This window comes from Streptomyces sp. NPDC090119, from assembly GCF_044747085.1.
Taxonomy (GTDB): Bacteria; Actinomycetota; Actinomycetes; order Streptomycetales; family Streptomycetaceae; genus Streptomyces.
Map to the genome: position 1 here is coordinate 967,169 of NZ_JBIVDK010000003.1, position 25,359 is coordinate 992,527.

At 71.1% G+C, this 25,359-nt stretch carries 21 protein-coding genes; 6 read left to right on the plus strand and 15 right to left on the minus strand.

The annotated features are described in order from the left end of the window. Positions 1 to 2 precede the first annotated feature (2 nt). Positions 3 to 1,271 (minus strand): ATP-grasp domain-containing protein, encoded by a 1,269-nt coding sequence (locus ACIPPM_RS17275; protein WP_401448265.1) that lies wholly within the window; start codon positions 1,269 to 1,271, stop codon positions 3 to 5. A 245-nt stretch (positions 1,272 to 1,516) separates the two neighbouring features. On the opposite strand from ACIPPM_RS17275, the gene fahA reads away from it, so the two are divergent. Together fahA and ACIPPM_RS17285 are read left to right on the plus strand one after the other, a co-directional pair. After that, positions 1,517 to 2,734 (plus strand): fumarylacetoacetase, encoded by a 1,218-nt coding sequence (gene fahA / locus ACIPPM_RS17280; protein ID WP_401448520.1) that lies wholly within the window; start codon positions 1,517 to 1,519, stop codon positions 2,732 to 2,734. A gap of 187 nt (positions 2,735 to 2,921) precedes the next feature. Further along, positions 2,922 to 3,860, plus strand: a complete 939-nt coding sequence (locus ACIPPM_RS17285; protein ID WP_401448267.1) for a M56 family metallopeptidase — start codon at positions 2,922 to 2,924, stop codon at positions 3,858 to 3,860. A 29-nt stretch (positions 3,861 to 3,889) separates the two neighbouring features. Here ACIPPM_RS17285 and recQ read toward each other — a convergent pair whose 3' ends face one another. Beyond that, a complete protein-coding gene (recQ, locus tag ACIPPM_RS17290) occupies positions 3,890 to 5,929 on the minus strand; it encodes a DNA helicase RecQ (RefSeq protein ID WP_401448269.1) in 2,040 nt (679 codons plus the stop codon). 196 nt (positions 5,930 to 6,125) lie between these two features. On the opposite strand from recQ, the gene ACIPPM_RS17295 reads away from it, so the two are divergent. Genes ACIPPM_RS17295 through ACIPPM_RS17310 form a run of 4 tightly spaced genes read left to right on the plus strand, consistent with a single transcriptional unit; the run spans position 6,126 to position 9,746 of the window. After that, positions 6,126 to 6,917: an SCO2525 family SAM-dependent methyltransferase gene (locus tag ACIPPM_RS17295; RefSeq protein WP_401448272.1), complete on the plus strand. Its 792-nt coding sequence runs from the start codon at positions 6,126 to 6,128 to the stop codon at positions 6,915 to 6,917. Positions 6,918 to 6,939: 22 nt separating this feature from the next. Then, a complete protein-coding gene (locus tag ACIPPM_RS17300; protein ID WP_401448274.1) occupies positions 6,940 to 7,887 on the plus strand; it encodes an SCO2522 family protein in 948 nt (315 codons plus the stop codon). 1 nt (position 7,888) lies between these two features. Further along, positions 7,889 to 8,884, plus strand: coding sequence for an SCO2521 family protein (locus ACIPPM_RS17305; RefSeq protein ID WP_401448277.1), 996 nt, complete (start codon positions 7,889 to 7,891; stop codon positions 8,882 to 8,884). 13 nt (positions 8,885 to 8,897) lie between these two features. Next, positions 8,898 to 9,746 carry a hypothetical protein gene (locus ACIPPM_RS17310; protein ID WP_401448280.1) on the plus strand — a complete coding sequence of 283 codons (849 nt, stop codon included), beginning with the start codon at positions 8,898 to 8,900 and terminating at the stop codon, positions 9,744 to 9,746. A 60-nt stretch (positions 9,747 to 9,806) separates the two neighbouring features. On the opposite strand, the gene nuoN is transcribed toward ACIPPM_RS17310, so the two are convergent. The 13 genes from nuoN to ACIPPM_RS17375 are packed head-to-tail and all read right to left on the minus strand — an operon-like array spanning position 9,807 to position 25,349. Then, a complete protein-coding gene (nuoN, locus tag ACIPPM_RS17315) occupies positions 9,807 to 11,456 on the minus strand; it encodes an NADH-quinone oxidoreductase subunit NuoN (protein WP_401448282.1) in 1,650 nt (549 codons plus the stop codon). Beyond that, complete coding sequence (locus tag ACIPPM_RS17320) at positions 11,453 to 13,024, minus strand: NADH-quinone oxidoreductase subunit M (protein WP_401448285.1); 1,572 nt, start codon at positions 13,022 to 13,024, stop codon at positions 11,453 to 11,455. The genes nuoN and ACIPPM_RS17320 overlap by 4 nt, the downstream gene beginning before the upstream one ends. Positions 13,025 to 13,029: 5 nt before the next feature. Beyond that, positions 13,030 to 14,925: an NADH-quinone oxidoreductase subunit L gene (nuoL, locus tag ACIPPM_RS17325; protein ID WP_401448287.1), complete on the minus strand. Its 1,896-nt coding sequence runs from the start codon at positions 14,923 to 14,925 to the stop codon at positions 13,030 to 13,032. 15 nt (positions 14,926 to 14,940) lie between these two features. Continuing rightward, on the minus strand, positions 14,941 to 15,240 hold the full coding sequence (nuoK, locus tag ACIPPM_RS17330; protein ID WP_030742982.1) for an NADH-quinone oxidoreductase subunit NuoK: 300 nt from the start codon (positions 15,238 to 15,240) through the stop codon (positions 14,941 to 14,943). Next, entirely contained in the window at positions 15,237 to 16,079 is an 843-nt protein-coding gene (locus ACIPPM_RS17335) for an NADH-quinone oxidoreductase subunit J (RefSeq protein WP_401448290.1), read from the minus strand. The genes nuoK and ACIPPM_RS17335 overlap by 4 nt, the downstream gene beginning before the upstream one ends. After that, positions 16,076 to 16,678 carry an NADH-quinone oxidoreductase subunit NuoI gene (gene nuoI / locus ACIPPM_RS17340; RefSeq protein ID WP_401448293.1) on the minus strand — a complete coding sequence of 201 codons (603 nt, stop codon included), beginning with the start codon at positions 16,676 to 16,678 and terminating at the stop codon, positions 16,076 to 16,078. The genes ACIPPM_RS17335 and nuoI overlap by 4 nt, the downstream gene beginning before the upstream one ends. After that, on the minus strand, positions 16,671 to 18,032 hold the full coding sequence (gene nuoH, locus ACIPPM_RS17345; protein ID WP_393599232.1) for an NADH-quinone oxidoreductase subunit NuoH: 1,362 nt from the start codon (positions 18,030 to 18,032) through the stop codon (positions 16,671 to 16,673). The genes nuoI and nuoH overlap by 8 nt, the downstream gene beginning before the upstream one ends. After that, a complete protein-coding gene (locus ACIPPM_RS17350) occupies positions 18,029 to 20,533 on the minus strand; it encodes an NADH-quinone oxidoreductase subunit G (protein ID WP_401448295.1) in 2,505 nt (834 codons plus the stop codon). The genes nuoH and ACIPPM_RS17350 overlap by 4 nt, the downstream gene beginning before the upstream one ends. Next, positions 20,530 to 21,879, minus strand: coding sequence for an NADH-quinone oxidoreductase subunit NuoF (gene nuoF, locus ACIPPM_RS17355; RefSeq protein WP_393599228.1), 1,350 nt, complete (start codon positions 21,877 to 21,879; stop codon positions 20,530 to 20,532). The genes ACIPPM_RS17350 and nuoF overlap by 4 nt, the downstream gene beginning before the upstream one ends. Then, positions 21,879 to 22,739 (minus strand): NADH-quinone oxidoreductase subunit NuoE, encoded by an 861-nt coding sequence (gene nuoE, locus ACIPPM_RS17360; protein ID WP_401448298.1) that lies wholly within the window; start codon positions 22,737 to 22,739, stop codon positions 21,879 to 21,881. The genes nuoF and nuoE overlap by 1 nt, the downstream gene beginning before the upstream one ends. Continuing rightward, entirely contained in the window at positions 22,736 to 24,058 is a 1,323-nt protein-coding gene (locus tag ACIPPM_RS17365) for an NADH-quinone oxidoreductase subunit D (RefSeq protein ID WP_401448299.1), read from the minus strand. The genes nuoE and ACIPPM_RS17365 overlap by 4 nt, the downstream gene beginning before the upstream one ends. Next, a complete protein-coding gene (locus tag ACIPPM_RS17370; RefSeq protein ID WP_401448302.1) occupies positions 24,055 to 24,798 on the minus strand; it encodes an NADH-quinone oxidoreductase subunit C in 744 nt (247 codons plus the stop codon). The genes ACIPPM_RS17365 and ACIPPM_RS17370 overlap by 4 nt, the downstream gene beginning before the upstream one ends. Then, positions 24,795 to 25,349: a NuoB/complex I 20 kDa subunit family protein gene (locus ACIPPM_RS17375; protein WP_401448304.1), complete on the minus strand. Its 555-nt coding sequence runs from the start codon at positions 25,347 to 25,349 to the stop codon at positions 24,795 to 24,797. Before ACIPPM_RS17375 ends, ACIPPM_RS17370 begins: the two co-directional genes overlap by 4 nt. Positions 25,350 to 25,359 lie beyond the last annotated feature (10 nt).

The following is a 25,359-nucleotide window of genomic DNA, read 5'->3' on the forward strand; positions in this document are numbered from 1 at the left end:
GCCTACTTCGTGGAGTGCGGAGTGCCGCCGCGGCGGCTGGTCCGCCAGAGCTGGTAGAGGTGCTTCGCGCCGGGGCGGCCGAAGCGGGCGAGCATCGTGAGGAACGGCATCGGGTCGTCGCCCGCGAACCACGCCAGCTCCGTGCCCTCGGCCCGCGCCGGGGCGGACGGGGTGGTGTAGCCGCTGCGCCGGTAGGCGAGCAGGGCGGGCAGGTCGATGTTCTCCACGACGAACCGCCGCCCGGCCCGCTGCTCGCTCTCGGGGACGGCCCGGCCGGTGAGGTGCAGATGCAGGGCCCGTACGACGTCCACGCCCGCCTCGCTCTCGAAGAGCCGGAACTGGGCGCCCATCCGGGGGTTGAAGTCCAGCAGCTTGTACTGGCCGTCGCGGCGGTCGAAGCGCAGGTCGAGGTCGACGACCCCGGCGAAGCCGAGCTGCTTCACGAACCTCGTCGCCAGGTCGGCGAGTTCGGGGTTGTCGACGACGTACGCGTGGGCGGTCATGCCCGCGTGCGGGGGCCAGGAGCGGACCTTGACGCCGGTGAAGACGGCGAGCGGGTTCGCGTCCGCGTCGAAGCAGGCGTGCACGATCCAGTCCTCGGCCGCCTCCCTCGGCAGGTACTCCTGGAGGATCACGCCGGGGTCGTCGCCCCAGTCACGGGCCAGGGCGAGCAGTCCGGCGCGGGTGCCGATCCGGGTGGTGCCGCCCACGGCGGGCCGGCTGCGCCGGACGAACGCCTCGCGGTTCTTGGCCACCACCGGGAACAGCGCCTCGTCCGCGAAGGCCACGACCTGGTCGTACGAGGTCGGGAAGACGGTGGCCGGGGTGGCGATGCCGTGCTCCTCGCACAGTTCGTGCAGCCCCTGCTTGCTGGCCAGCCGCCTCGGCAGGGCCGGGTCGACGCGCGGGAACAGGAAGGCGCCGGACAGCTCGTCCTGGTGCTCGGCGATGAGGACGGCCGCCTCCTCGTCGGTCGGGATCAGGACGGCCGGGCGGCCGATGCGGCGGCCGATCCTCCGTAACCCCTCGACCAGGTGGGCCGGTTCCTCGGCGCCGGTCGTCGGCCAGACGAACGCCCGCTCCAGATAGCGGGACGCGGCGGCCGGTGTGTACGGGTCCTCGGTGATGGCGTACATCGGCACACCCAGCCGACCGAGGCTGCGGATCGCGCCGACACCGCCGTGATGCAGCGGATATCCGCCGAACTTGACGATCAGGCCCGGCACTTCGCGGTCCGCCTCGATGGGCGCGCCAAAGCGTCCTCCGGCCACGGGTCCCCCCACGTGTCCCCCTTTTGGACCGGACCCACCCCGTCCGTGTCCCCCGAAGGACGCTAAGCCGGAACACATCCCTCCGACAAGCACTACTCGGACATTGCGAACTCTTTAGACACGGCCCCCATCAGCCGCCGCACCCTGCCCAACACACCGCCTCCGGCCGTAACGTGTGGCCCGACGCCATGGATCATCAACCCAGGCAGAAGCGGATGAGAGTGAGGCAGCACCCCATGCCCCCCGTGCCACCGTTCGACGTTCCCGAGGGCGACCCCTTCGGACCGCACAACCTGCCGTATGGCGTGTTCTCGCCCTCCGGCAGCAGTGATCGCCGGGTCGGTGTCCGGCTCGGCGACCATGTCCTGGACGCGGGAGCGGCCGCCACCGCGCTGGACTTCCCGCACGCGGACCTCCTCACCGCGCCGCCCCTCAACCCGCTGCTGGCCGCCGGGCCCGCTGTCTGGTCCGAGGTACGCGAGGCGCTCACCGAGTGGGTCACCCAGCCCCCGCACCGGGCCGCCGTGGAGCCGCACTTCCACGAGCTGTCGCAGGTCGCCCTGCATCTGCCGTTCGAGGTCGCCGACTACGTCGACTTCTACGCCTCCGAGCACCACGCCCGGAACGTCGGACAGATCTTCCGCCCCGACTCCCCCGACCCGCTCACCCCCAACTGGAAGCACCTGCCCATCGGTTACCACGGACGGGCGGGCACGATCGTGGTCTCCGGCACCGATGTCGTCCGCCCCTCCGGCCAGCGCAAGGCCCCCGCCGACCCGGCGCCGGTCTTCGGGCCCTCGATCCGGCTGGACATCGAGGCGGAGGTCGGCTTCGTGGTGGGCGTGCCCTCCGCGCAGGGCACCCCGGTGCCGCTGACCGGGTTCCGGGACCACGTCTTCGGACTCTGCCTGCTGAACGACTGGTCGGCGCGGGACATCCAGGCGTGGGAGTACGTCCCGCTCGGCCCCTTCCTCGGCAAGTCCTTCGCCACCTCCGTCTCGGCGTGGATCACCCCGCTCGCCGCGCTGGAGGACGCTCGGGTGGCCCCGCCCGAGCGCACCCACCCGCTGCTGCCCTACCTCGACGACTCCGCCCCCGGCGTCGAGCCCGGCGGCTACGACCTGCGGATCTCCGTCGCGATCAACGGCCAGGTGGTGGCCGAGCCGCCCTTCTCCACCATGTACTGGACCGGCGCCCAGCAGCTCGCCCACCTCACGGTGAACGGCGCCTCGCTGCGCACCGGCGACCTGTACGCCTCCGGCACGGTCAGCGGCCCGGCCGAGCGGCAGCGCGGCTCGCTGCTGGAGCTGACCTGGAACGGCCGCGACCCCCTCGAACTCCCCGACGGCAAGCGGGCGTTCCTGGAGGACGGCGACGTGGTGACCTTCACGGCCTGGGCGCCGGGGAAGGACGGGAGCCGGATCGGTCTCGGGGAGGTCGAGGGGCGGATCGTCAGCGGCTGAGGCGGGGCGGAGCGGGGGCGGGGGCGGGGGCTGGGCTCAAGGGGGCGCGTGTGGTGCCGTAAGCCTGTCCTCGCCGGGCCGGGGCGGTCATACTGACGGCATACGAACCGGGCGGCACGCACCCGCGTCCCAGCGGGCCGTACCCCTTTCCGACCAGGCACGCCCGACCAGGAACCGGAGCCCCGGCATGACCGTCTGCCTGCTCCTGCTGACCGTTCTCGCCCTGACGGCCGCCGTACCGGCGCCCCGGGCGCTGACCCGCGCCGACTGGCCGGAGCGGGAACCGGTGGTGGCGCTGTGGGTGTGGCAGTGCCTGGTCGCCACGGTGCTGCTGTGCTGCCTGACCGCGCTGGTCCTGGGCGCGGCGGCCGTCTTCCACACCGTCCGCGACCATGTCTTCGCCCCGGCGCCGCCCGCCGTCACCGCCGCCTACGACCTGTCCGCCGCGCCCGCCTGGGCCACCGCCCTCACCCTGCTGCTGGCCTCCGGCGCCGCGTGGACCACGGCGATGCTGGGCCGCGAGCTGACCGAGGCCCGGCGGCGGCGCGGGGCGGCCCGCGCACAGCTGCGGGAGCGGGCGCCGGACCTGCCCGCCGGGCTGCCCCCGGCGCGCGGTCCGCTGCTGGTGCTGGAGGACGAGTACCCGGACGCCTGGTGGATGCCCGGCCATCCGGCCCAGCTGGTGGTGACCACGGGGGCGCTGCACCGGCTCACCGGGCATCAGATCGACGCGGTCCTCACCCATGAGCGGGGCCACGCCCGCGCCCACCACGACTGGCTGCTGCATCTGTCGAGCGCGCTCGCCACGGGCTTTCCGCGCATCCCGCTCTTCGCCCACTTCCGCGACCAGACGCACCGGCTGGTCGAGCTGGCCGCCGACGACACCGCCTCCCGGCGCTGCGGTCATGTCACCACCGCGCTGGCCCTGATCGAGCTGAACCAGCACCGGGGCGTGCTGTCCTGCGCCTCCAGCCAGCGGCTGCTCGGGGAGCGGGTGGACCGGCTGCTGGAGCCGCCGCCCCGGCTGCGGCGCGGACACCGGGCGCTGACCACCGCCCTGGCCGCACTGGTGCCGTTGCTGCCGCTGCTGATCACCTTCGCGCCGGGGCTGACCGCGCTGGCGTGACCCTGCCGGTCAGGGCCGGACAGGGCCGGTCAGGACCAGTCCGGCTCCGGCTCCTCCTCGCCCTCGGGCCAGTAGAGGTCGGAGGCGGGGGCGGGGGCCGATGCGGGTGCCGGAGCGGCTGCGGGCGCGGGGGCCTGAGCCGGGGCCTCGGGTGCTGCCGCTTCCGGTGCGCCGGCCGGGGTGCCCTGGGCCTCGAGCACCGCGAGCACACCCTCCCCGTAGGTGGCGAGCTTCTTCTCGCCGACCCCGTTCAGCGTGCCCAGCTCGCGCACCGAGCGGGGGTGGCTGGTGGCGATCTCGCGGAGCGTGGCGTCGTGGAAGATGACGTACGCCGGGACGCCCTGCTCCTTCGCCTGCTCCGCGCGCCAGGCGCGCAGCGCCTCGAAGACCGGCACCAGCTCGGCGGGCAGCTCGGCCGCCGCGGACTTCCCCTTGCGCGTCTCCCGGCCGGAGGAGCGGGCCACGGTCGGCCGCTTCGGCTCCTTGCGCAGCGGCACCTCGCGCTCGCGCCGCAGCACCTCCCCGCTCGCCTCGGTGATCACCAGCGTGCCGTACTCCCCCTCGACGGCCAGCAGGCCCTGGGCGAGCAACTGCCGCACTACGCCGCGCCATTCGCCCTCGGCCAGATCGTCGCCGATACCGAAGACGGACAGCTGGTCGTGGTCGAACTGGATCACCTTCGCGGTGCGCTTGCCGAGCAGGATGTCCACGATCTGCACGGTGCCGAACTTCTGGCCGCGCTCCCGCTGGAGCCGGACCACGGTGGAGAGCACCTTCTGCGCGGCCACCGTGCCGTCCCAGGTCTCCGGCGGGGCGAGGCAGGTGTCGCAGTTGCCGCAGGCCGCCTGGTCCGGGTTCTGGCCGAAGTAGGCGAGGAGCTGGCCGCGGCGGCACCGGACGGTCTCGCACAGGGCGAGCATCGCGTCGAGGTGGGCACCGGCCCGGCGGCGGAACGCCTCGTCGCCCTCGCCGGACTGGATCAGCTTGCGCTGCTGCACGACGTCGTTGAGCCCGTACGCCATCCAGGCCGTGGAGGGCAGTCCGTCGCGGCCCGCGCGGCCGGTCTCCTGGTAGTAGCCCTCGATGGACTTGGGCAGGTCGAGGTGGGCGACGAAGCGGACGTCGGGCTTGTCGATGCCCATGCCGAAGGCGATGGTGGCGACGACCACCAGGCCGTCCTCGCGCAGGAACCGGGACTGGTGGTCGGCGCGCACGGCCGCGTCCAGGCCCGCGTGGTACGGGACGGCCGCGACGCCGTTGGCGGTGAGGAACTCGGCGGTGCGCTCGACCGAGTTGCGGGAGAGGCAGTAGACGATGCCCGCGTCGCCCGGGTGCTCCTCGCGGAGGAAGGCGAGGAGCTGCTTCTTGGGGTCGGCCTTGGAGATGACGCGGTACTGGATGTTGGGCCGGTCGAAGCTGGCGACGAAGTGCCGGGCCTCGGGGAGGTTCAGCCGGTGCGTGATCTCCTCGTGGGTGGCACGGGTGGCCGTGGCCGTGAGCGCGATCCTCGGCACGTCCGGCCAGCGCTCGCCGAGCAGGGAGAGGGAGAGGTAGTCGGGGCGGAAGTCGTGGCCCCACTGGGAGACGCAGTGCGCCTCGTCGATCGCGAAGACGGAGATCTTGCCGCGGGAGAGCAGATTGAGCGTGGCGTCCACGCGCAGCCGCTCCGGGGCCAGGTACAGCAGGTCCAGCTCACCGGCGAGGAACTCGGCCTCCACCGTGCGCCGCTCGTCGAACCCCTGCGTGGAGTTGATGAAGCCCGCCCGGACACCGAGGGCGCGCAGCGCGTCCACCTGGTCCTGCATCAGCGCGATCAGCGGCGACACGACCACGCCCGTGCCGGGGCGGACCATGGCCGGGATCTGGTAGCACAGCGACTTTCCGCCACCGGTCGGCATGAGCACCAGGGCGTCACCGCCCGCCACCACATGCTCGATGATCGCTTCCTGCTCACCCCGGAACGCGTCGTACCCGAACACCCGGTGCAGCGTGGCCAGCGCCTCACTCCGCTCCGCGCCCGGCCCCTCGGTCACCGTCGTCATCTCGCTGATCCCACCTGTCCCGCTCATCGCCATTCCCCGTGCGCCGTCCCTCGACCACCGCATCCACCATAGGCGCCGCCACGGACAGACCCGGAGTTTTCCACAGGCAGCACCCTGCCTCTCGGAATCGTCGTGGGACGAAATATGGACAGGCCCACGGCGAAAAGAGGTCGTGATCGGGACGGGCCGGACCAGGGCGCCCCGGCCGCCCTACTCTCGGATGATGGATCAGCGAAGCACGCGTAACGCGGCGGAGATCCCTGCCGTCGAGGTCGTCGGAGCACCTCTGTGGGAGGCTTTCGATCCGGCGGCGTACGTCGATGCCAACTACAGCCGGCTGCATGCGGACGACGCGTCGATCATGCGCATATGCGGTGATTTCTTCCGTCGGCACTTCGAGCGTCACGACGCGCTGTCCGCCCGCGCGGGCATCGACGTCGGTTCCGGGCCGAACCTGTACCCCGCCCTGATGCTGCTCCCCTGGTGTGCGGAGATCACCCTGCTCGACCTCTCCCCGGCCAACGTCGAGTGGCTTCAGCGGCACACCGGCGGCTACCCGGAGAGCTGGGACGCGTTCTGGGACGTACTGAACACCGCCAGCCCGTACCGGGAGATCACCGATCCGCGCGGCAGCCTGGGCGCGAGCGCCCGGGTCGAGCACGGGGATCTGTTCCTGCTGCCCGAGGGGCGCTGGGGTATCGGGACCATGTTCTTCACCGCCGAGTCCATGACGGACTCTCCCGACGTGTTCCGGGGTGGCGTGCGGCGCTTCGTCGAGTCACTGCTCCCCGGCGCGCCCTTCGCCGCCGCCTTCATGGCCGGTTCGCGGGGCTATCGCGTGGGCGGTCACTTCTTCCCGTCCTGCAGCGTGGACGAACGGGCGGTGGCCGCGAGCCTCGCCCCGTACGCGGCGGACGACCTGACGATCACGCGCCTGCACGACGGTCATGCGTTGCGCGAGGGCTACCTGGGAATGATCCTGGCCTGCGGCCGGCGCCGGGACGACACCCGTTAGCGGACGAGCACCTGGGGGATGCGTGATCGAGGACGTGTTCCGGGAGACCACGGCGGAGCCGCGCACCCAGTCCGTTCCGCTGTCCCATCTCTCGCTGGAGATAGGCCACCTCTATCTGGAGGACTTCGAACGCGGACCGGAGCGGCTGCGGGAGCACTTCGCCCTCGCCCGCCCCTGGGCGGACGCGGCGGCCGCGGCCGCCGCGGTGGGGACGGCCGGACGGCGGCCCCGGATCAGCACCTGCTTCCTGATCGACGACTACTTCTCCCGGTTCTCCTCCCCCGCCGACGTCGTGCCGCCGCTGCTCGCGGAGGCGGCCCGTGCGGGCCTGACCATCGACTACCTGGTGCGGGAGTCCGGCTGCGCGGTGGCCGACGGCTTCGAACTGGCCCGATCCGTGGCGGACCGGCTGGTCGAGTCGCCCCCGCCGGGCAGCAACGGCGGACGGCCGCCGGCCCGCCGGACCGGCTGGCTCGCCAACGGCAGACGCGGCCCCACCGGCCTGGTGGGCCACGAGACCTGGCAGCCGCCCGAGGAGACCCTGGCCCGGCGGCACTCGGTCTTCCTGGACACCGAACTCTGGGACGACGAAGGCCCGGTGCGCACCTGGTCCTGCGCCTTCCTGGCCGCCGTATGGCAGTTGCTCCGCCTCGGACTGCTGCGGCACGACGGCTCGCCGGTCCTGCGGCCCGCCCTCTGGGACGGGCGGACACTGCCCGGCGACTGGGACGAACTCCCGGCGCTCCTCCAGGTCGACGCCGCCGCCGAACCCTTCGCCGCCTACCGCACCTGCTCCCTGCTGCCGTACCGGTTCCTGCCCGTCGAGCACGCCGTCATGGTCGTCCTCGACCAGACGGACGTGGACCCCGTAGCCCTCGCGCAGACCTCGCGGCGTGCCGACGACGAGGGCATCGGCCTGCCCGCCTCGGTCGCCGAACGCGCCGGCTACGTCTTCTACCCCGGCCCCTGACATGGTGTCCGCCCCGAGCCTGGCGCCGGTGGTGCTCCGCTGCGGCGAGGTGCGGACCTGCCTGCTGCCCGCGTCCCGGCCGCTGTCCGCCGAGGACACCGCCCGGCTGCTGGGCCTGCGCCTCGGGGAACCCGTCACGCTCTCCGCGCGCCCCGACCGGCACGCGCAGTCCCCTTCCCTGCTCACCGGGGTCGACTGCGCCCTGCCCACCGCCGACGGCACCAAGATCCGCGCAGTGGGCACGGTGGTCTCCCGCGCCTCCGTCACCGAGGGACGGGTCGTCCAGGCCGACGCCTTCACCAGCGTGCCCCTCCTGGGCCCCGGCAGCCGCCGGCCGTGGTGGCACTACCTCGCACGGCCGGGCGTGGTCGAACCGCTCGGCAAACTCCCCGAACCGGCCGTCGCCCAGGGGCTCCTCACCACCTGCCGACCGGACGAACTGGACCTCGGTCTGATCGCGGAGGGGCTGCTCACCGAGGTCCTGGGCCATCCGCTGCTCGACCACCGGCCGCCTCTGCCGACCCCGTGCACCCGGCTGCGGTGGGTGGCGCTGCGGCCCGCCGACGGGTCCCCCGCGCCGACCGTCCGCTTCACCCTGGCCGGGGTCGGACACCGGACGGTGGAACTGCGTCTGCCCGCCGAGATCGAACCGCCCGTCATCGCCGCCTTCTGCGCGGACCTCGCGCTGCACGACTGGCTGCTGACGGTCCTGACCGGCCTGCTGGACGAGGCCCCGCCGGGAAGCGCGCCGGAGGAACTCCTGCGCGCGGCCGCCGCTCACCTGCTGCACCTGTGGATGCCGGCGGCCCGGCCGGACCCCCGGCTCCTGCCGCTGTGGGAGGCGCTGGAGCGGACGCCGGGGTTCAGCCGCCAGTGGCAGTCGCTCGCCCAGCGGGTCCGTGACCTGCTTGTTCTGTACTCGCTGCCGGGCACGGGCGTCCCCGGCGGGCCGCGACGCACCTCCCGGCGCCCACGTCAGCATCGTCGTCGACAGTGACATCGGGGGAGCCATGCGGCGGACGCGCCGGATATCCGAAGTAGTCGTAAGAGTCGCCGTCACCGCCCTGCTGGGCGGCGTCACCTACCTGATCACCAACCTCACGGACCAGCCCGAGATCTGGAAGATCACCCTGTCCGTGTTCATCGCCGGGGCGACCCTCATCGTCCAGCAGCTCGCGGACTTCGAACGGCGGCTGGACGACGGCCTCACCGGCTTCAACGACACGACCCGGCTGATCTCCCGGCTGGACACCTCTCCCGTGGGCTCCGGCGAGGTCACCCGCCTGGCACGGAACGTCGCGGAACTCGAACCTGGCCGTCCCGACCTCCTGTACACGTTCGTCCGGGCCGAGGTACGGCGATTGGCCAACCTCATGGAATCGCTACGGGGCAATCACGCGGACTACCCGGGCGAGGACCGCGACTGGCTGCTGGGCCTGGCCCGGTGCGCGGGGGCGTCCATCGACGCGGCGAGCACCTCGGTCGACCGGGACTTCTGGGGGACCGACCTCGGCCGCCACTACGTGACCGCCCAGGAGCAGGCGGTGTCACGGGGCGTCCGGGTACGGCGGCTGCTCATCCTCGGCACCCCGGCGGACCTCGACGCCGATGTGGAAGAGCTGCGGGCCTGGCAGCGGAGCCTGGGCTTCGAGATCCGGGTACTGGTGCTGTCCACGCTGGAGACCTGGGAGCAGCGGGAGGCGGTGAAGAACTTCGTCGTCTTCGACCGGGCCATCAGCTACGAGACCACTCCGGCGGACGGCGATCCGTCACGCGTCTACGAGACCAGCCTGACCGTGGGCGAACGCGTGGACGAGCGGGTACGACGGTTCGAGACCTGGTGGGAGAGGGGCGATTAGCGGTCCCCGCACACCACTGGGTCCGGCCCCCTTGTCGGAGACCGGACCCAGGAGCAAGGTTCAGCGGACGAACACCCCCGCCTGTCCCGCCAGGTCCAGGAAGTACTGGGGGGCCACGCCCAGCACGACCGTCACCGCGACGCCGACCGCGATGGCGGTCATCGTCAGGGGGGAGGGGACCGCGACCGTGGGGCCGTCCGGCTTGGGGTCGCTGAAGAACATCAGGACGATCACGCGGATGTAGAAGAAGGCGGCGATGGCCGAGGAGATCACGCCGACCACGACCAGCGGGGCCGCACCGCCCTCCGCCGCCGCCCGGAACACCGCGAACTTCCCCGCGAAACCGCTGGTCAGCGGGATACCGGCGAAGGCCAGCAGGAAGACCGCGAAGACCGCCGCGACCAGGGGTGAGCGACGGCCGAGCCCGGCCCACTGGGAGAGGTGCGTCGCCTCGCCGCCCGCGTCACGGACCAGGGTGACCACGGCGAAGGCGCCGATCGTCACGAAGGAGTACCCGGCGAGGTAGAAGAGGACCGCCGAGACACCGTCCTGGGTCGTGGCGATCACACCGGCGAGGATGAATCCCGCGTGCGCGATGGACGAGTACGCCAGCAGCCGCTTGATGTCGGTCTGGGTGATGGCGACGATCGCACCGGCCAGCATGGTGACGATCGCCACGCCCCACATCACCGGCCGCCAGTCCCAGCGCAGCCCCGGCAGCACCACGTACAGCAGCCGCAGCAGCGCGCCGAACGCGGCCACCTTGGTCGCCGCCGCCATGAAGCCGGTCACCGGGGTCGGGGCGCCCTGGTACACGTCCGGGGTCCACATGTGGAACGGCACCGCGCCCACCTTGAACAGCAGGCCCATCACCAGCAGCGCCATGCCGATCAGCAGCAGCGCGTCATTGCCCATGGTGTCCGCGAGCGCCGGGTCGACCCCGCTGACCGTGCCGTCCACGACGGCCGCGATGCGCGCGTACGACACCGAGCCCGCGTAGCCGTACAGCAGGGCGATGCCGAACAGGGTGAACGCCGAGGCGAAGGCGCCGAGCAGGAAGTACTTGACCGCGGCCTCCTGCGACATCAGCCGCTTGCGGCGGGCCAGCGCGCACAGCAGGTACAGCGGGAGGGAGAGCACCTCCAGGGCGACGAACAGCGTCAGCAGGTCGTTCGCCGCGGGGAAGACCAGCATGCCCGCGACCGCGAAGAGCAGCAGCGGGAACACCTCGGTGGTGGTGAACCCGGCCTTCACCGCCGCCTGTTCACCCGCACCGCCCGGTACGGCCGCGGCCTGCGCCGCGAAGGAGTCGACCCGGTTGCCGTGCGCCGCCGGGTCGAGCCGCCGCTCGGCGAAGGTGAACAGGCCGACCAGCGCGGCCAGCAGGATCGTGCCCTCGAGGAACAGCGCCGGTCCGTCCACCGCGACCGCGCCCATGGCCGCGATGTGCGCCTTGGTGGTGCCGTACCCGCCCGCCGCGAGGGCGACGACCGCGGCGAAAGCGGCGCACAGCGCGACGGCGGAGACGAACACCTGGGCGTAGTACCGGGAGCGGCGCGGCACGAACGCCTCGACGAGCACCCCGATGAGGGCGGCGCCGAAGACGATCAGCGTCGGCGACAATTGTCCGTATTCGATCTTCGGCGCGTCGATCTTGGAGATCGGATCGGCCGCCGTTGTCCACAGGCTGTGGACGGCTACTGCGCTCACTTGGCCGCCTCCACCGCGGGCTTGGGGTCCTTCTGATGGACGTCGGACATGGTCTGCTTGACCGCCGGGTTGACGATGTCCGTCAAGGGCTTCGGATAGACGCCCAGGAAGACCAGCAGCACGATCAGCGGCGCCACGACCAGCACCTCACGCATCCTCAGGTCGGGCATCGCCGAGACCTGCGGCTTCACCGGGCCGGTCATCGTGCGCTGGTACAGCACCAGCGTGTACAGCGCGGCGAGCACGATGCCGAGGGTGGCGATGATCCCGATCACCGGATACCGGCTGAACGTGCCGACCAGCACCAGGAACTCGCTGACGAACGGCGCCAGTCCGGGCAGCGACAGCGTCGCCAGGCCACCGATCAGGAACGTGCCCGCGAGCACCGGGGCGACCTTCTGCACACCGCCGTAGTCCGCGATGAGCCGGGAGCCGCGCCGGGAGATCAGGAACCCGGCGACCAGCATCAACGCGGCCGTCGAGATGCCGTGGTTGACCATGTAGAGGGTCGCGCCGGACTGGCCCTGGGTCGTCATCGCGAAGATGCCCATCACGATGAAGCCGAAGTGCGAGATCGACGCGTACGCCACCAGCCGCTTGATGTCCCGCTGGCCGACCGCGAGCAGCGCCCCGTAGACGATGCTGATCAGGGCCAGCACGAGGATCACCGGGGTCGCCCACTTCGACGCCTCCGGGAAGAGCTGGAGGCAGAAGCGGAGCATGGCGAAGGTGCCGACCTTGTCGACCACCGCCGTGATGAGCACCGCGACCGGCGCGGTGGACTCCTGCATGGCGTTGGGCAGCCAGGTGTGCAGCGGCCACAGCGGCGCCTTCACCGCGAAGGCGAAGAAGAAGCCGAGGAACAGCCAGCGTTCGGTGCTGGTCGCCATGGTCAGCGAGCCGTTGGCCCGCGCCTGGACGATCTCCTGGAGGCTGAAGCTCCCGGCGACGACATAGAGGCCGATCACCGCGGCCAGCATGATCAGGCCGCCGGCCAGGTTGTAGAGGAGGAACTTCACCGCCGCGTACGACCGCTGGGTGGAGGCCGCCTCCTCGCCCTGGCTGTGGGCCCGGTCTCCGAAGCCGCCGATGAGGAAGTACATCGGGATCAGCATGGCTTCGAAGAAGATGTAGAAGACGAAGACGTCGGTCGCCTCGAAGGAGATGATCACCATCGCCTCGACGGCCAGGATCAGCGCGAAGAAGCCCTGCGTGGGCCGCCACCGCTTGCTCCCCGTCTCCAGCGGGTCGGCGTCGTGCCAGCCCGCCAGCACGATGAACGGCATCAGCAGTGCGGTCAGCCCGATCAGGGCCACCGCGATGCCGTCCACGCCCAGCTCGTAACGCACCCCGAAGTCCCTGATCCAGGAGTGCGACTCGGTGAGCTGGTAGCGGGCGCCGTCCGGGTCGAAGCGGACCAGGACGACGATCGCCAGCGCGAGCGTGGCCAGGGAGACCAGCAGGGCCAGCCACTTGGCGGCGGTGCGCTGCCTCGCCGGTACGGCGGCCGTGGCCACCGCCCCGAGCGCCGGGAGTAGCGCTGTCGCTGTCAGGAGAGGAAAGGACATCGGTATCAGACCGCCCTCATCAGCAGCGTCGCGGCGACCAGGAGGGCCGCGCCGCCGAACATCGAGACCGCGTAGGAGCGGGCGAAGCCGTTCTGGACGCGGCGCAGCCGCCCGGACAGGCCGCCGAAACCGGCCGCCGAGCCGTTGACGACACCGTCGACCAGGGTGTGGTCGACATAGACCAGCGAGCGGGTCAGGTGCTCGCCGCCGCGCACCAGCACGACATGGTTGAAGTCGTCCTGGTAGAGATCGCGCCGGGCGGCGCGGGTGAGCACGGAGCCACGCGGGGCCACGGCGGGTACGGGCTTGCGGCCGTACTGCGCCCAGGCCAGGCCCACGCCGACGACCAGGCAGACCATGGTGGCTCCGGTGACGGTGAGCGCGCTCAGCGGGGAGTGGCCCTCGCTGTGCCCGGTGACCGGCTCCAGCCAGTGCAGGAAGCGGTCGCCGATGTCGAAGAAGGCACCGCCCGCCACCGAGCCGACGGCCAGCACGATCATCGGGATCGTCATGGTCTTCGGGGACTCGTGCGGGTGCGGCTCGTGGCCTTCCGCATCGGCCTGCCAGCGCTTCTCGCCGAAGAACGTCATCAGCATCACGCGGGTCATGTAGAACGCGGTGATCGCCGCGCCCAGCAGGGCCACCCCGCCGAGAATCCAGCCCTCGGTGCCGCCCTTGGCGAAGGCCGCCTCGATGATCTTGTCCTTGGAGAAGAAGCCGGACAGCCCCGGGAAGCCGATGATCGCCAGGTAGCCGAGGCCGAAGGTGACGAAGGTGATCGGCATGTACTTCCGCAGGGCGCCGTACTTGCGCATGTCGACCTCGTCGTTCATGCCGTGCATCACCGAACCGGCGCCGAGGAACAGCCCGGCCTTGAAGAAGCCGTGGGTGACCAGGTGCATGATCGCGAAGACATAGCCGATCGGGCCGAGGCCCGCCGCGAGGACCATGTAGCCGATCTGCGACATGGTCGAACCGGCCAGCGCCTTCTTGATGTCGTCCTTGGCGCAACCGACGATCGCACCGAACAGCAGGGTGACCCCGCCGACGACGGTGACGACGAGCTGCGCGTCCGGGGCGCCGTTGAAGATCGCGGCGGAGCGGACGATGAGGTAGACGCCCGCCGTGACCATGGTGGCCGCGTGGATCAGGGCCGAGACCGGGGTCGGGCCCTCCATGGCGTCACCGAGCCAGGACTGCAGCGGCACCTGGGCCGACTTGCCGCACGCGGCGAGCAGCAGCATCAGGCCGATCGCGGTGAGCCGCCCCTCGGACGCCTGGCCCGCGTTCTCCAGCACCGGGCCGAAGGCGAAGGTGCCGAAGGTGGTGAACATCAGCATGATGGCGATGGACAGGCCCACGTCGCCGACCCGGTTGACCAGGAACGCCTTCTTCGCGGCGGTCGCGGCGCTGGGCTTGTGCTGCCAGAAGCCGATCAGCAGGTACGAGGCGAGGCCCACGCCCTCCCAGCCGACGTACAGCAGGAGGTAGTTGTCCGCGAGGACGAGCAGCAGCATCGCCGCGAGGAACAGGTTGAGGTAGCCGAAGAAGCGGCGGCGCCGCTCGTCGTGCTCCATGTACCCGATGGAGTACAGGTGGATCAGCGAGCCGACCCCGGTGATCAGCAGGACGAACGTCATCGACAGCTGGTCGAGCCGCAGGGTGACGTCGGCCTGGAAGTTTCCGACCGAGATCCAGTTCCACAGGTGCTGGGTCCAGGTGCGGTGCTCGGGGTCCTCGCCGAGCAGCCCGGCGAAGAGGACGAGGCCGATCCCGAAGGAGGCGGTCGACAGCAGGGTGCCGACCCAGTGGCCGACGGCGTCCAGGCGCCGGCCACCGAGCAGGAGCACGACGGCTCCGAGCAGGGGCGCCGCGATGAGCAGCGCGATCAGGTTCTCCACGATTCTTCCGACCCCTTACAGCTTCATCAGGCTGGCGTCGTCGACCGAGGCCGAGTGGCGGGTGCGGAACAGCGACACGATGATCGCCAGGCCCACCACGACCTCCGCGGCGGCGACGACCATCGTGAAGAAGGCGATGATCTGGCCGTCGAGGTTGCCGTGCATCCGGGAGAAGGTGACGAAGGCGAGGTTGCAGGCGTTGAGCATCAGCTCCACGCACATGAACACCACGATCGCGTTCCGCCGGATCAGCACGCCGGTGGCGCCGATGGTGAACAACAGGGCCGCGAGATAGAGGTAGTTGACGGGGTTCACTGGGCCGCGTCCTCCGTCCGCTTGAAGGTGGCCGGTGCGTTCTCCGTGCGCTCCAGGCGGTCCTCGGCACGCTGTTCCAGCGCCTTGAGGTCGACCAGGGCCTGTGCGGAGACGTCCCGGATCTGGCCGCGTTCGCGCAGCGTCCGGCTGACGCTCAGCTCGGCGGGGGTGCCGTCGGGCAGCAGGCCCGCGATGTCCACCGCGTTGTGCCGGGCGTAGACGCCGGGGGCGGGCAGCGGGGGGACGTTCTTGTTCTCGCGGACCCGCTCGGCGGCCAGTTCGCGCTGGGTCTTGGCCCGTTCGGTGCGCTCGCGGTGGGTGAGCACCATGGCGCCGATCGCGGCGGTGATCAGCAGGGCGCCGGTCAGCTCGAAGGCGAAGACGTACTTGGTGAAGATGAGGGTCGCCAGGCCCTCCACGTTGCCGCCCGCGTTGGCCTGGCCGGTGCCGTTGAACTGGGTCAGGGAGGCGTTGGCGATGCCGCCCAGCAGCAGGACGCCGAACCCGAGCCCGCAGAGCAGGGCCAGCCAGCGCTGGCCCCTGATGGTCTCCTTCAGCGAGTCCGCGGCGGTCACGCCGACGAGCATCACCACGAAGAGGAACAGCATCATGATCGCGCCGGTGTAGACGACGATCTGCACGACCCCCAGGAAATAGGCGCCGTTGGCGAGGTAGAACACCGCCAGGACGATCATGGTCCCGGCGAGGCAGAGCGCGCTGTGCACGGCCCGCCGCATCAGGACGGTGCACAGGGCGCCGATCACCGCGACGCTGCCGAGAATCCAGAACTGGACCGCTTCTCCGGTGGAGGTGGAGTAGGCGGCGAGCTGTGTGCTCATGCCTCCACCTCCTTTTCCTCGGGCTTCTCGCCCTTGGAGGTGGCCACCTGCTGGACCGTGCCGGGGGCGGCCTCGGTCACCAGGCCCCGGTAGTAGTCCTGTTCGTCGGTGCCGGGGAAGATCGCGTGCGGGGAGTCGACCATGCCCTCGTCCAGACCGGCGAGCAACTGCTCCTTGGTGTAGATGAGGTTGGCCCGGCTGGAGTCGGCCAGCTCGAACTCGTTGGTCATCGTCAGCGCGCGGGTCGGGCACGCCTCGATGCACAGGCCGCACAGGATGCAGCGGGCGTAGTTGATCTGGTAGACGCGGCCGTACCGCTCGCCCGGCGAGTAGCGCTCCTCGTCGGTGTTGTCGGCGCCCTCGACATAGATGGCGTCGGCGGGGCAGGCCCAGGCGCACAGCTCGCAGCCCACGCACTTCTCCAGGCCGTCCGGATGGCGGTTGAGCTGGTGCCGTCCGTGGAAGCGGGGAGCGGTGGTCTTCTTCTGCTCCGGGTACTGCTCGGTCAGCCGCTTCTTGAACATGGCCTTGAAGGTCACGGCGAAGCCGGCCACGGGGTTCTGGAAACCGGGTGCGGTCTCCTTGGGCTCCTCAGCCATCGGACGCCTCCTTTCCATCCGAAGTTCCGTCACTGACAGTGTCCACTCCACCACTGACAATCAGTTCCCGCTCCTGGCGCGGACGGCGCCTGGGCACCGCGGGCAACTGCTGTCCGGGCAGCGGCGGTACGGGGAATCCGCCCGCCAGCGGATCGAATCCGGGTTCCGGGGCCGCTGCCTCCTCGGCCTTGGCCTTGTCGCGGAACATGTCGGCGATGAAGGAGATCAGCAGCAGGGCGAGCACGGCGCCGCCGACGTAGAGCGCGATGTCGGCGAAGTCGTAGTTCTCGTTGCGCAGCACCCGCACGGTCGCCACCAGCATCAGCCAGACCACCGAGACCGGGATGAGCACCTTCCAGCCGAGCTTCATCAGCTGGTCGTAGCGGACGCGAGGGAGCGTGCCGCGCAGCCAGATGAAGAAGAACAGCAGCAGCTGGACCTTGATGACGAACCACAGCATCGGCCACCAGCCGTGGTTGGCGCCCTCCCAGAAGGTGCTGATGGGCCAGGGGGCCCGCCAGCCGCCGAGGAAGAGGGTGGCGGTCACCGCCGACACCGTCACCATGTTCATGTACTCGGCGAGCATGAACAGCGCGAACTTGATCGACGAGTACTCGGTGTTGAAGCCGCCGACCAGGTCGCCCTCGGACTCCGGCATGTCGAAGGGGGCGCGGTTGGTCTCGCCCACCATCGTGATCACGTAGAGGATGAAGGAGACCGGCAGCAGCAGGATGTACCAGCGGTCGTGCTGCTGTTCAACGATGGTGGAGGTCGACATCGACCCCGAGTAGAGGAACACCGAGGCGAACGCGGCGCCCATGGCGATCTCGTACGAGATCATCTGCGCGCAGGAGCGCAGACCGCCGAGCAGCGGGTAGGTCGAGCCGGAGCTCCAGCCCGCCAGCACGATGCCGTAGATGCCGATCGAGGCGACGGCCAGGATGTACAGCATCGCGATCGGCAGGTCGGTGAGCTGCATCGTGGTGCGGTGGCCGAAGATCGAGATCTCGTTGCCGGCGGGGCCGAAGGGGATCACCGCGATCGCCATGCAGGCCGGGATGACCGCGACGATCGGCGCGAGGACGTAGATCACCTTGTCCGCGCGTTTGACGACGACGTCCTCCTTGAGCATCAGCTTCACGCCGTCGGCGAGCGACTGGAGCATGCCCCAGGGGCCGTGCCGGTTGGGGCCGACGCGCAGCTGCATCCAGGCGACGACCTTGCGCTCCCAGACGATGGACAGCAGCACCGTCAGCATCAGGAACGCGAAGCAGAACACCGCCTTGACGACGACCAGCCACCAGGGATCGCGGCCGAACAGCGAGAGGTCTTCAGCGGCGAGGAACGGGCTCATCCTCGAACCTCCTTGGGGGCCTCGTCGGCGAGCGCCGCCGGGCCGATACGGACGAGGGAGCCGGGCCGGGCCCCGGTGTCGGAGGCGACGCCGCGGCCGACCGAGTCCAGCGGGAGCCAGACCACCCGGTCGGGCATCTCGGTGACCTGGAGCGGGAGTTCGGTGGTCCCGGCGGGGCCGGTGACGGCGAGCGCGTCGCCGTCCTTGACGCCCGCCTCGGCGGCCGTCGCCGCGGACACGCGCGCGTGGGCGGCGTGCCGGGTCCCGGCCAGCGCCTCGTCGCCCTGCTGGAGGACGCCGAGGTCGAGCAGCAGCCGGTGTCCGGCGAGCACGGCCTCCCCGGCGGCCGGTCGGGGCAGCGCGGCCCCGTCGTGCAGCGGGTCGGCGGCGGTGGCCCCGGTCCAGGCGCCGAGCCGGTCGATCTCCGCGCGGGCGGTACGCAGGTCCGGCAGCCCCAGGCCGACGTCCATGGCGTCGGCCAGCATCTGCAGGACGCGGGCGTCGGCCGGGGCGAGGCGGCGGGTCATCTGGTCGGGCTTGAGCGCGGCCTCGAAGAAGCGGACCCGGCCCTCCCAGTTGAGGAAGGTGCCCGCCTTCTCGACCACCGCCGCGACCGGCAGCACCACGTCGGCCCGCTCGGTGACCTCGCTGGGCCGCAGCTCCAGCGAGACCAGGAAGCCGACGCTGTCGAGCGCCTCACGCGCGCGTGCCGGGTCAGGCAGGTCGGCGACCTCCACCCCGGCGACGAGCAGCGCGGACAGCTCGCCGGTGGCGGCGGCCTCCACGATCTGCTGGGTGTCGCGGCCGTAGCGGGCGGGGAGTTCGGCCAGCCCCCAGGCGGCGGCGACCTCCTCCCGCGCGCGCGGGTCGGTGGCCGGGCGGCCGCCCGGCAGCAGCGAGGGCAGCGCGCCCGCCTCGACGGCGCCGCGCTCCCCCGCCCGCCGGGGAATCCACACCAGCCGGGCGCCGGTCGCGGCGGCCATGCGCGCGGCGGCCGTCAGACCGCCCTCGACGCCCGCGAGCCGCTCGCCGACCACGATCACCGCGCCCTCGGCGCGCAGCGCCTCGGCAGCTCCGGTGCCCGCCTCCTCCAGGCCGACCCCACCGGCCAGCGCGTCCAGCCACTCGGGCTCGGTGCCGGGTGCGGCGGGCAGCAGGGTGCCGCCCGCCTTCGTCAGGCCCCGGGTGGCGTGCGTGGCCAGGGCGTACACCTTCTGGCCGCGCTTGCGCCACGCCTTGCGCAGCCGCAGGAAGACGCCGGGCGCCTCCTCCTCGGCCTCGAACCCGACCAGCAGCACGGCGGGCGCCTGCTCCAGCGCGGTGTACGTGACCCCGGTGCCGTCGAGGTCACGGCCCCGGCCCGCCACCCGGGCGGCCAGGAAGTCGGCCTCCTCGCCGCTGTGCACGCGGGCGCGGAAGTCGATGTCGTTGGTGTCGAGCGCCACCCGCGCGAACTTGCTGTACGCGTAGGCGTCCTCGACGGTCAGCCGACCCCCGGTGAGCACCCCGGCACGGGAGCGGGCGGCACCGAGGCCCCGCGCGGCCGCGTCCAGCGCCTCCGGCCAGGAGGCCGGTTCCAGCACGCCCTCGGCGTTGCGGACCAGCGGGGTGTCGAGCCGGTCGCGGAGCTGGGCGTAGCGGAACGCGAAGCGGCCCTTGTCGCAGACCCAGTCCTCGTTGACCTCCGGGTCGTTGGCGGCGAGCCGCCGCATGACCTTGCCGCGCCGGTGGTCGGTACGGGTGGCGCAGCCGCCCGAGCAGTGCTCGCACACCGACGGCGAGGAGATCAGGTCGAAGGGGCGCGACCGGAACCGGTAGGCGGCGGAGGTGAGCGCGCCGACCGGGCAGATCTGGATGGTGTTGCCGGAGAAGTACGACTCGAACGGGTCGCCCTCGCCGGTGCCGACCTGCTGGAGCGCGCCCCGCTCGATCAGCTCGATCATCGGGTCGCCCGCGACCTGGTTGGAGAACCGGGTGCAGCGGGCGCACAGCACGCACCGCTCCCGGTCCAGCAGCACCTGCGTCGAGATCGGCACCGGCTTGGCGTAGGTGCGCTTGCGGCCCTCGAAGCGGGAGTCGGCGTTGCCGTGCGACATGGCCTGGTTCTGCAGCGGGCACTCGCCACCCTTGTCGCAGACCGGGCAGTCCAGCGGGTGGTTGATGAGCAGCAGCTCCATCACCCCGTGCTGGGCCTTCTCGGCGACCGGCGAGGTGAGCTGCGTCTTCACCACCATGCCGTCGGTGCAGGTGATGGTGCAGGACGCCGTCGGCTTGCGCTGGCCCTCCACCTCCACGATGCACTGGCGGCAGGCCCCGGCCGGGTCCAGCAGGGGGTGGTCGCAGAAGCGCGGGATCTCGATGCCGAGCTGCTCGGCGGCCCGGATGACCAGGGTGCCCTTGGGCACGCTGAGTTCGATGCCGTCGATCGTCAGCGTGACGAGGTCCTCCGGCGGGACCGCCGCCTGCCCCCCTCCTGAGGGGGCATTCGTGGTCACGGTCATGCGTTCACCTCCGGGCGGTCCGCCCAGGCCGTCGACTTGGCCGGGTCGAAGGGGCAGCCCCGGCCCGTGATGTGCTGCTCGTACTCCTCGCGGAAGTACTTCAGCGAGGAGAAGATCGGCGAGGCCGCGCCGTCGCCCAGGGCGCAGAACGACTTGCCGTTGATGTTGTCGGCGATGTCGTTGAGCTTGTCGAGGTCGGACATCGCCCCCTTGCCCGCCTCGATGTCGCGCAACAACTGCACGAGCCAGTACGTCCCTTCGCGGCAGGGCGTGCACTTGCCGCAGGACTCGTGGGCGTAGAACTCGGTCCAGCGGGTGACCGCCCGCACCACGCAGGTGGTCTCGTCGAAGCACTGGAGCGCCTTGGTGCCGAGCATGGAACCGGCGGCGCCGACGCCCTCGTAGTCGAGGGGGACATCCAGGTGTTCGTCGGTGAACATCGGGGTGGAGGAGCCGCCGGGGGTCCAGAACTTCAGCCGGTGGCCGGGGCGCATGCCGCCGCTCATGTCGAGCAGCTGGCGCAGGGTGATGCCGAGCGGCGCCTCGAACTGGCCGGGGCTCGCCACATGCCCGCTCAGCGAGTACAGCGTGAAGCCGGGCGACTTCTCGCTGCCCATCGAGCGGAACCAGTCCTTGCCCTGGTGCATGATCGCGGGAACCGAGGCGATCGACTCGACGTTGTTCACCACGGTGGGGCAGGCGTATAGCCCCTCGACGGCCGGGAACGGCGGCCGCAGCCGAGGCTGGCCGCGGCGCCCCTCCAGCGAGTCGAGCAGCGCGGTCTCCTCGCCGCAGATGTACGCGCCCGCGCCCGCGTGCACGGTGAGTTCCAGGTCGAGTCCGCTGCCGAGGATGTCCCGGCCGAGGAACCCGGCCTCGTACGCCTCGCGTACCGCCTCGTGCAGCCTGCGCAGGACGGGGACGACCTCGCCGCGCAGGTAGATGAAGGCGTGCGCGGAGCGGATCGCGTAGCAGGCGATCACGATGCCCTCGATGAGGCTGTGCGGGTTGGCGTAGAGGAGCGGGATGTCCTTGCAGGTGCCGGGCTCGGACTCGTCGGCGTTGACGACGAGGTAGTGCGGCTTGCCGTCGCCCTGCGGGATGAACTGCCACTTCATGCCGGTCGGGAAGCCCGCGCCGCCGCGGCCGCGCAGGCCGGATTCCTTGACGTAGGCGATCAGGTCGTCCGGGGACATGGCGAGCGCCTTGCGCAGGCCCTCGTAGCCGTCGTGCCGCCGGTAGACGTCCAGCGACCAGGAGCGGTCCTCGTCCCAGAAGGCCGAGAGGACGGGGGCGAGCAGTTTCTCGGGGCTGGTGTCGTCCTTGACGTCGGTCACCACGGTCATCACTCCCCCTCCTCTGCGGTCGGGCCGGACGGGTGCGCCGGGTCGGAGGCCGAGGTGTCGACCGGGTCGTGGGAGCTGAGGCGCTCGGCCGGTGAGGGCTCGTGCACCGTGTCCTCCTCCTGCGGAGCGGCGTCGCGCGGGTGGACCACGCGCGCGGGATGCGCCTCGCCCTTGGCCAGGCGCAGGCCGACCAGGGAGGCGGGGCCCGCGCTGCCGCCCTCCTCGACGGCGCCGGGGCGCTCGTCGGGGAAGCCGGCCAGGATGCGGGCGGTCTCCTTGAAGGTGCACAGCCGGGCCCCGCGGGTGGGCTCCACCGGCTGTCCGGCGCGCAGGTCGTCGACGAGGCGGGTGGCGCTGGCCGGGGTCTGGTTGTCGAAGAACTCCCAGTTGACCATCACGACCGGCGCGAAGTCGCAGGCCGCGTTGCACTCGATGTGCTCCAGGGTGACCTTGCCGTCGCCGGTGGTCTCGCCGTTGCCGACGCCCAGGTGCTCCTGGAGGGTCTCGAAGATGGCGTCGCCGCCCAGGACCGCGCACAGGGTGTTGGTGCAGACGCCCACCTGGTAGTCGCCGGAGGGCTTGCGGCGGTACATGGAGTAGAACGTGGCGACCGCGGTGACCTCGGCGGTGGTCAGCTCCAGTACGTCCGCGCAGAACTTCATGCCGGTCCGGGTGACGTAGCCGTCCTCGGCCTGCACGAGGTGCAGCAGCGGCAGCAGGGCGGAGCGGGAGTCGGGGTAGCGCGCGATCACCTCGCGCGCGTCCGTCTCCAGCCGGGCCCGGACGTCGTCCGGGTAGGCGGGCGGGGGCAGTTCCGGCATGCCCAGGCCGACGCCCCGCTCGGAAGAAGAGGTGGTCACCGGTCGACGCCTCCCATCACGGGGTCGATGGACGCCACGGCCACGATGACGTCGGCGACCTGGCCGCCCTCGCACATCGCCGCCATGGCCTGCAGATTGGTGAAGGACGGGTCGCGGAAGTGGACCCGGTAGGGGCGGGTGCCGCCGTCGGAGACGGCGTGCACGCCGAGTTCGCCCTTGGGCGACTCGACGGCCGCGTACGCCTGGCCCGGCGGGACCCGGAAGCCCTCGGTCACCAGCTTGAAGTGGTGGATCAGGGCCTCCATGGAGGTGCCCATGATCTTCTTGATGTGGTCCAGGGAGTTGCCGAGCCCGTCCGGGCCGAGCGCGAGCTGCGCGGGCCAGGCGATCTTCTTGTCGGCGACCATGACCGGGCCCGGCTGGAGCCGGTCCAGGCACTGCTCGATGATCCGCAGCGACTGGCGCATCTCCTCAAGCCGGATCAGGAAGCGGCCGTAGGAGTCGCAGGTGTCGGCGGTCGGCACGTCGAAGTCGTAGTTCTCGTAGCCGCAGTACGGCTGGGCCTTGCGCAGGTCGTGCGGGAGGCCGGTGGAGCGCAGGATCGGGCCGGTGGCGCCGAGCGCCATGCAGCCGGCCAGGTCGAGGTGGCCGACGTCCTGCATACGGGCCTTGAAGATGGGGTTCCCGGTGGCGAGCTTGTCGTACTCCGGGAGATTCTTCTTCATCTTCTTGATGAACTCGCGGATCTGGTCGACCGCGCCGGGCGGCAGGTCCTGGGCGAGTCCGCCGGGGCGGATGTACGCGTGGTTCATCCTGAGGCCGGTGATCAGCTCGTAGATGTCGAGGATCATCTCCCGGTCGCGGAAGCCGTAGATCATGATCGTGGTGGAGCCCAGCTCCATGCCGCCGGTGGCGATGCACACCAGGTGCGACGACAGCCGGTTCAGCTCCATCAGGAGCACCCGGATGATGTCGGTGCGCTCGGTGATCTGGTCCTCGATGCCGAGGAGCTTCTCGACGGCGAGACAGTAGGCGGTCTCGTTGAAGAAGGACGTCAGGTAATCCATGCGCGTGACGAAGGTGGTGCCCTGCGTCCACGTGCGGTACTCGAGGTTCTTCTCGATGCCGGTGTGCAGATAGCCGATGCCGCAGCGGGCCTCGGTGACCGTCTCGCCCTCGATCTCCAGGATGAGCCGGAGCACTCCGTGGGTGGACGGGTGCTGGGGACCCATGTTGACGACGATGCGCTCGTCGTCCGCCTTGGCCGCGGACTGGACGACCTCGTCCCAGTCGCCACCGGTGACCGTGTAGACGGTGCCCTCGGTGGTCTCGCGCGCTGACGCGTGGGGAGTGCTCACGAGTAGGACCTCCGCTGGTCCGGAGCCGGGATCTGGGCGCCCTTGTACTCGACGGCGATGCCGCCGAGGGGGTAGTCCTTGCGCTGCGGGTGGCCCTGCCAGTCGTCCGGCATCATGATCCGGGTGAGGGCCGGGTGGCCGTCGAAGACGATCCCGAAGAAGTCGTACGCCTCGCGCTCGTGCCAGTCGTTGGTCGGGTAGACCGCGACCAGGGACGGGATGCGCGGGTCGGCGTCGGGGGCGCTGACCTCCAGCCGGATCAGCCGGTTGTGGGTGATCGAGCGCAGGTGGTAGACGGCGTGCAGCTCGCGGCCCTTGTCGCTCGGGTAGTGCGTCCCGCTGACGCCGGTGCACAGCTCGAAGCGGAGCGCCGGGTCGTCGCGCAGGGTGCGGGCGACGCGGACCAGGTGCTCGCGCTCGACGTGGAAGGTCAGTTCGTCGCGGTCGACGACGGTCCGCTCGATGGCGTTCTCGGGGAGCAGGCCCTGCTCCTCCAGCGCGCCCTCCAGCTCGTCGGCGACCTCGTCGAACCACCCGCCGTAGGGCCGGTTCGACGGGCCGGGCAGGCGGACGGAGCGGACCAGGCCGTCGTAGCCGGACGTGTCGCCGCCGTTGTTGGCGCCGAACATGCCGCGCTGGACGCGGATCTCCTCGCCGCCCTGGCCGCGCTGGCCGGGGAGGTTGGAGGCCGAGAGGTCCTTCTCGGGGTTGACGCCGTTGGTGCCCTTGTCGTCGCTCACCGCAGCAGCCCCTTCAGCTCGATCGTGGGCAGGGCCTTCAGCGCGGCTTCCTCCGCCTCGCGGGCGGCTTCCTCGGCGTTGACGCCGAGCTTGGTGCCCTGGATCTTCTGGTGGAGCTTGAGGATCGCGTCCAGCAGCATCTCGGGGCGGGGCGGACAGCCGGGGAGATAGATGTCGACCGGGACGATGTGGTCGACGCCCTGGACGATCGCGTAGTTGTTGAACATGCCGCCCGAGGACGCGCAGACGCCCATGGAGATGACCCACTTCGGGTTGGGCATCTGGTCGTAGACCTGCCGCAGCACCGGTGCCATCTTCTGGCTGACCCGGCCCGCGACGATCATCAGGTCGGCCTGGCGCGGTGAGCCGCGGAAGACCTCCATGCCGAAGCGGGCGAGGTCGTAGCGTCCGGCGCCGGTGGTCATCATCTCGATGGCGCAGCAGGCGAGTCCGAAGGTGGCCGGGAAGACGGACGCCTTGCGCACCCAGCCCGCGGCCTGCTCGACGGTGGTCAGCAGAAAGCCGCTCGGCAGCTTTTCTTCGAGTCCCATGACTTAAAGG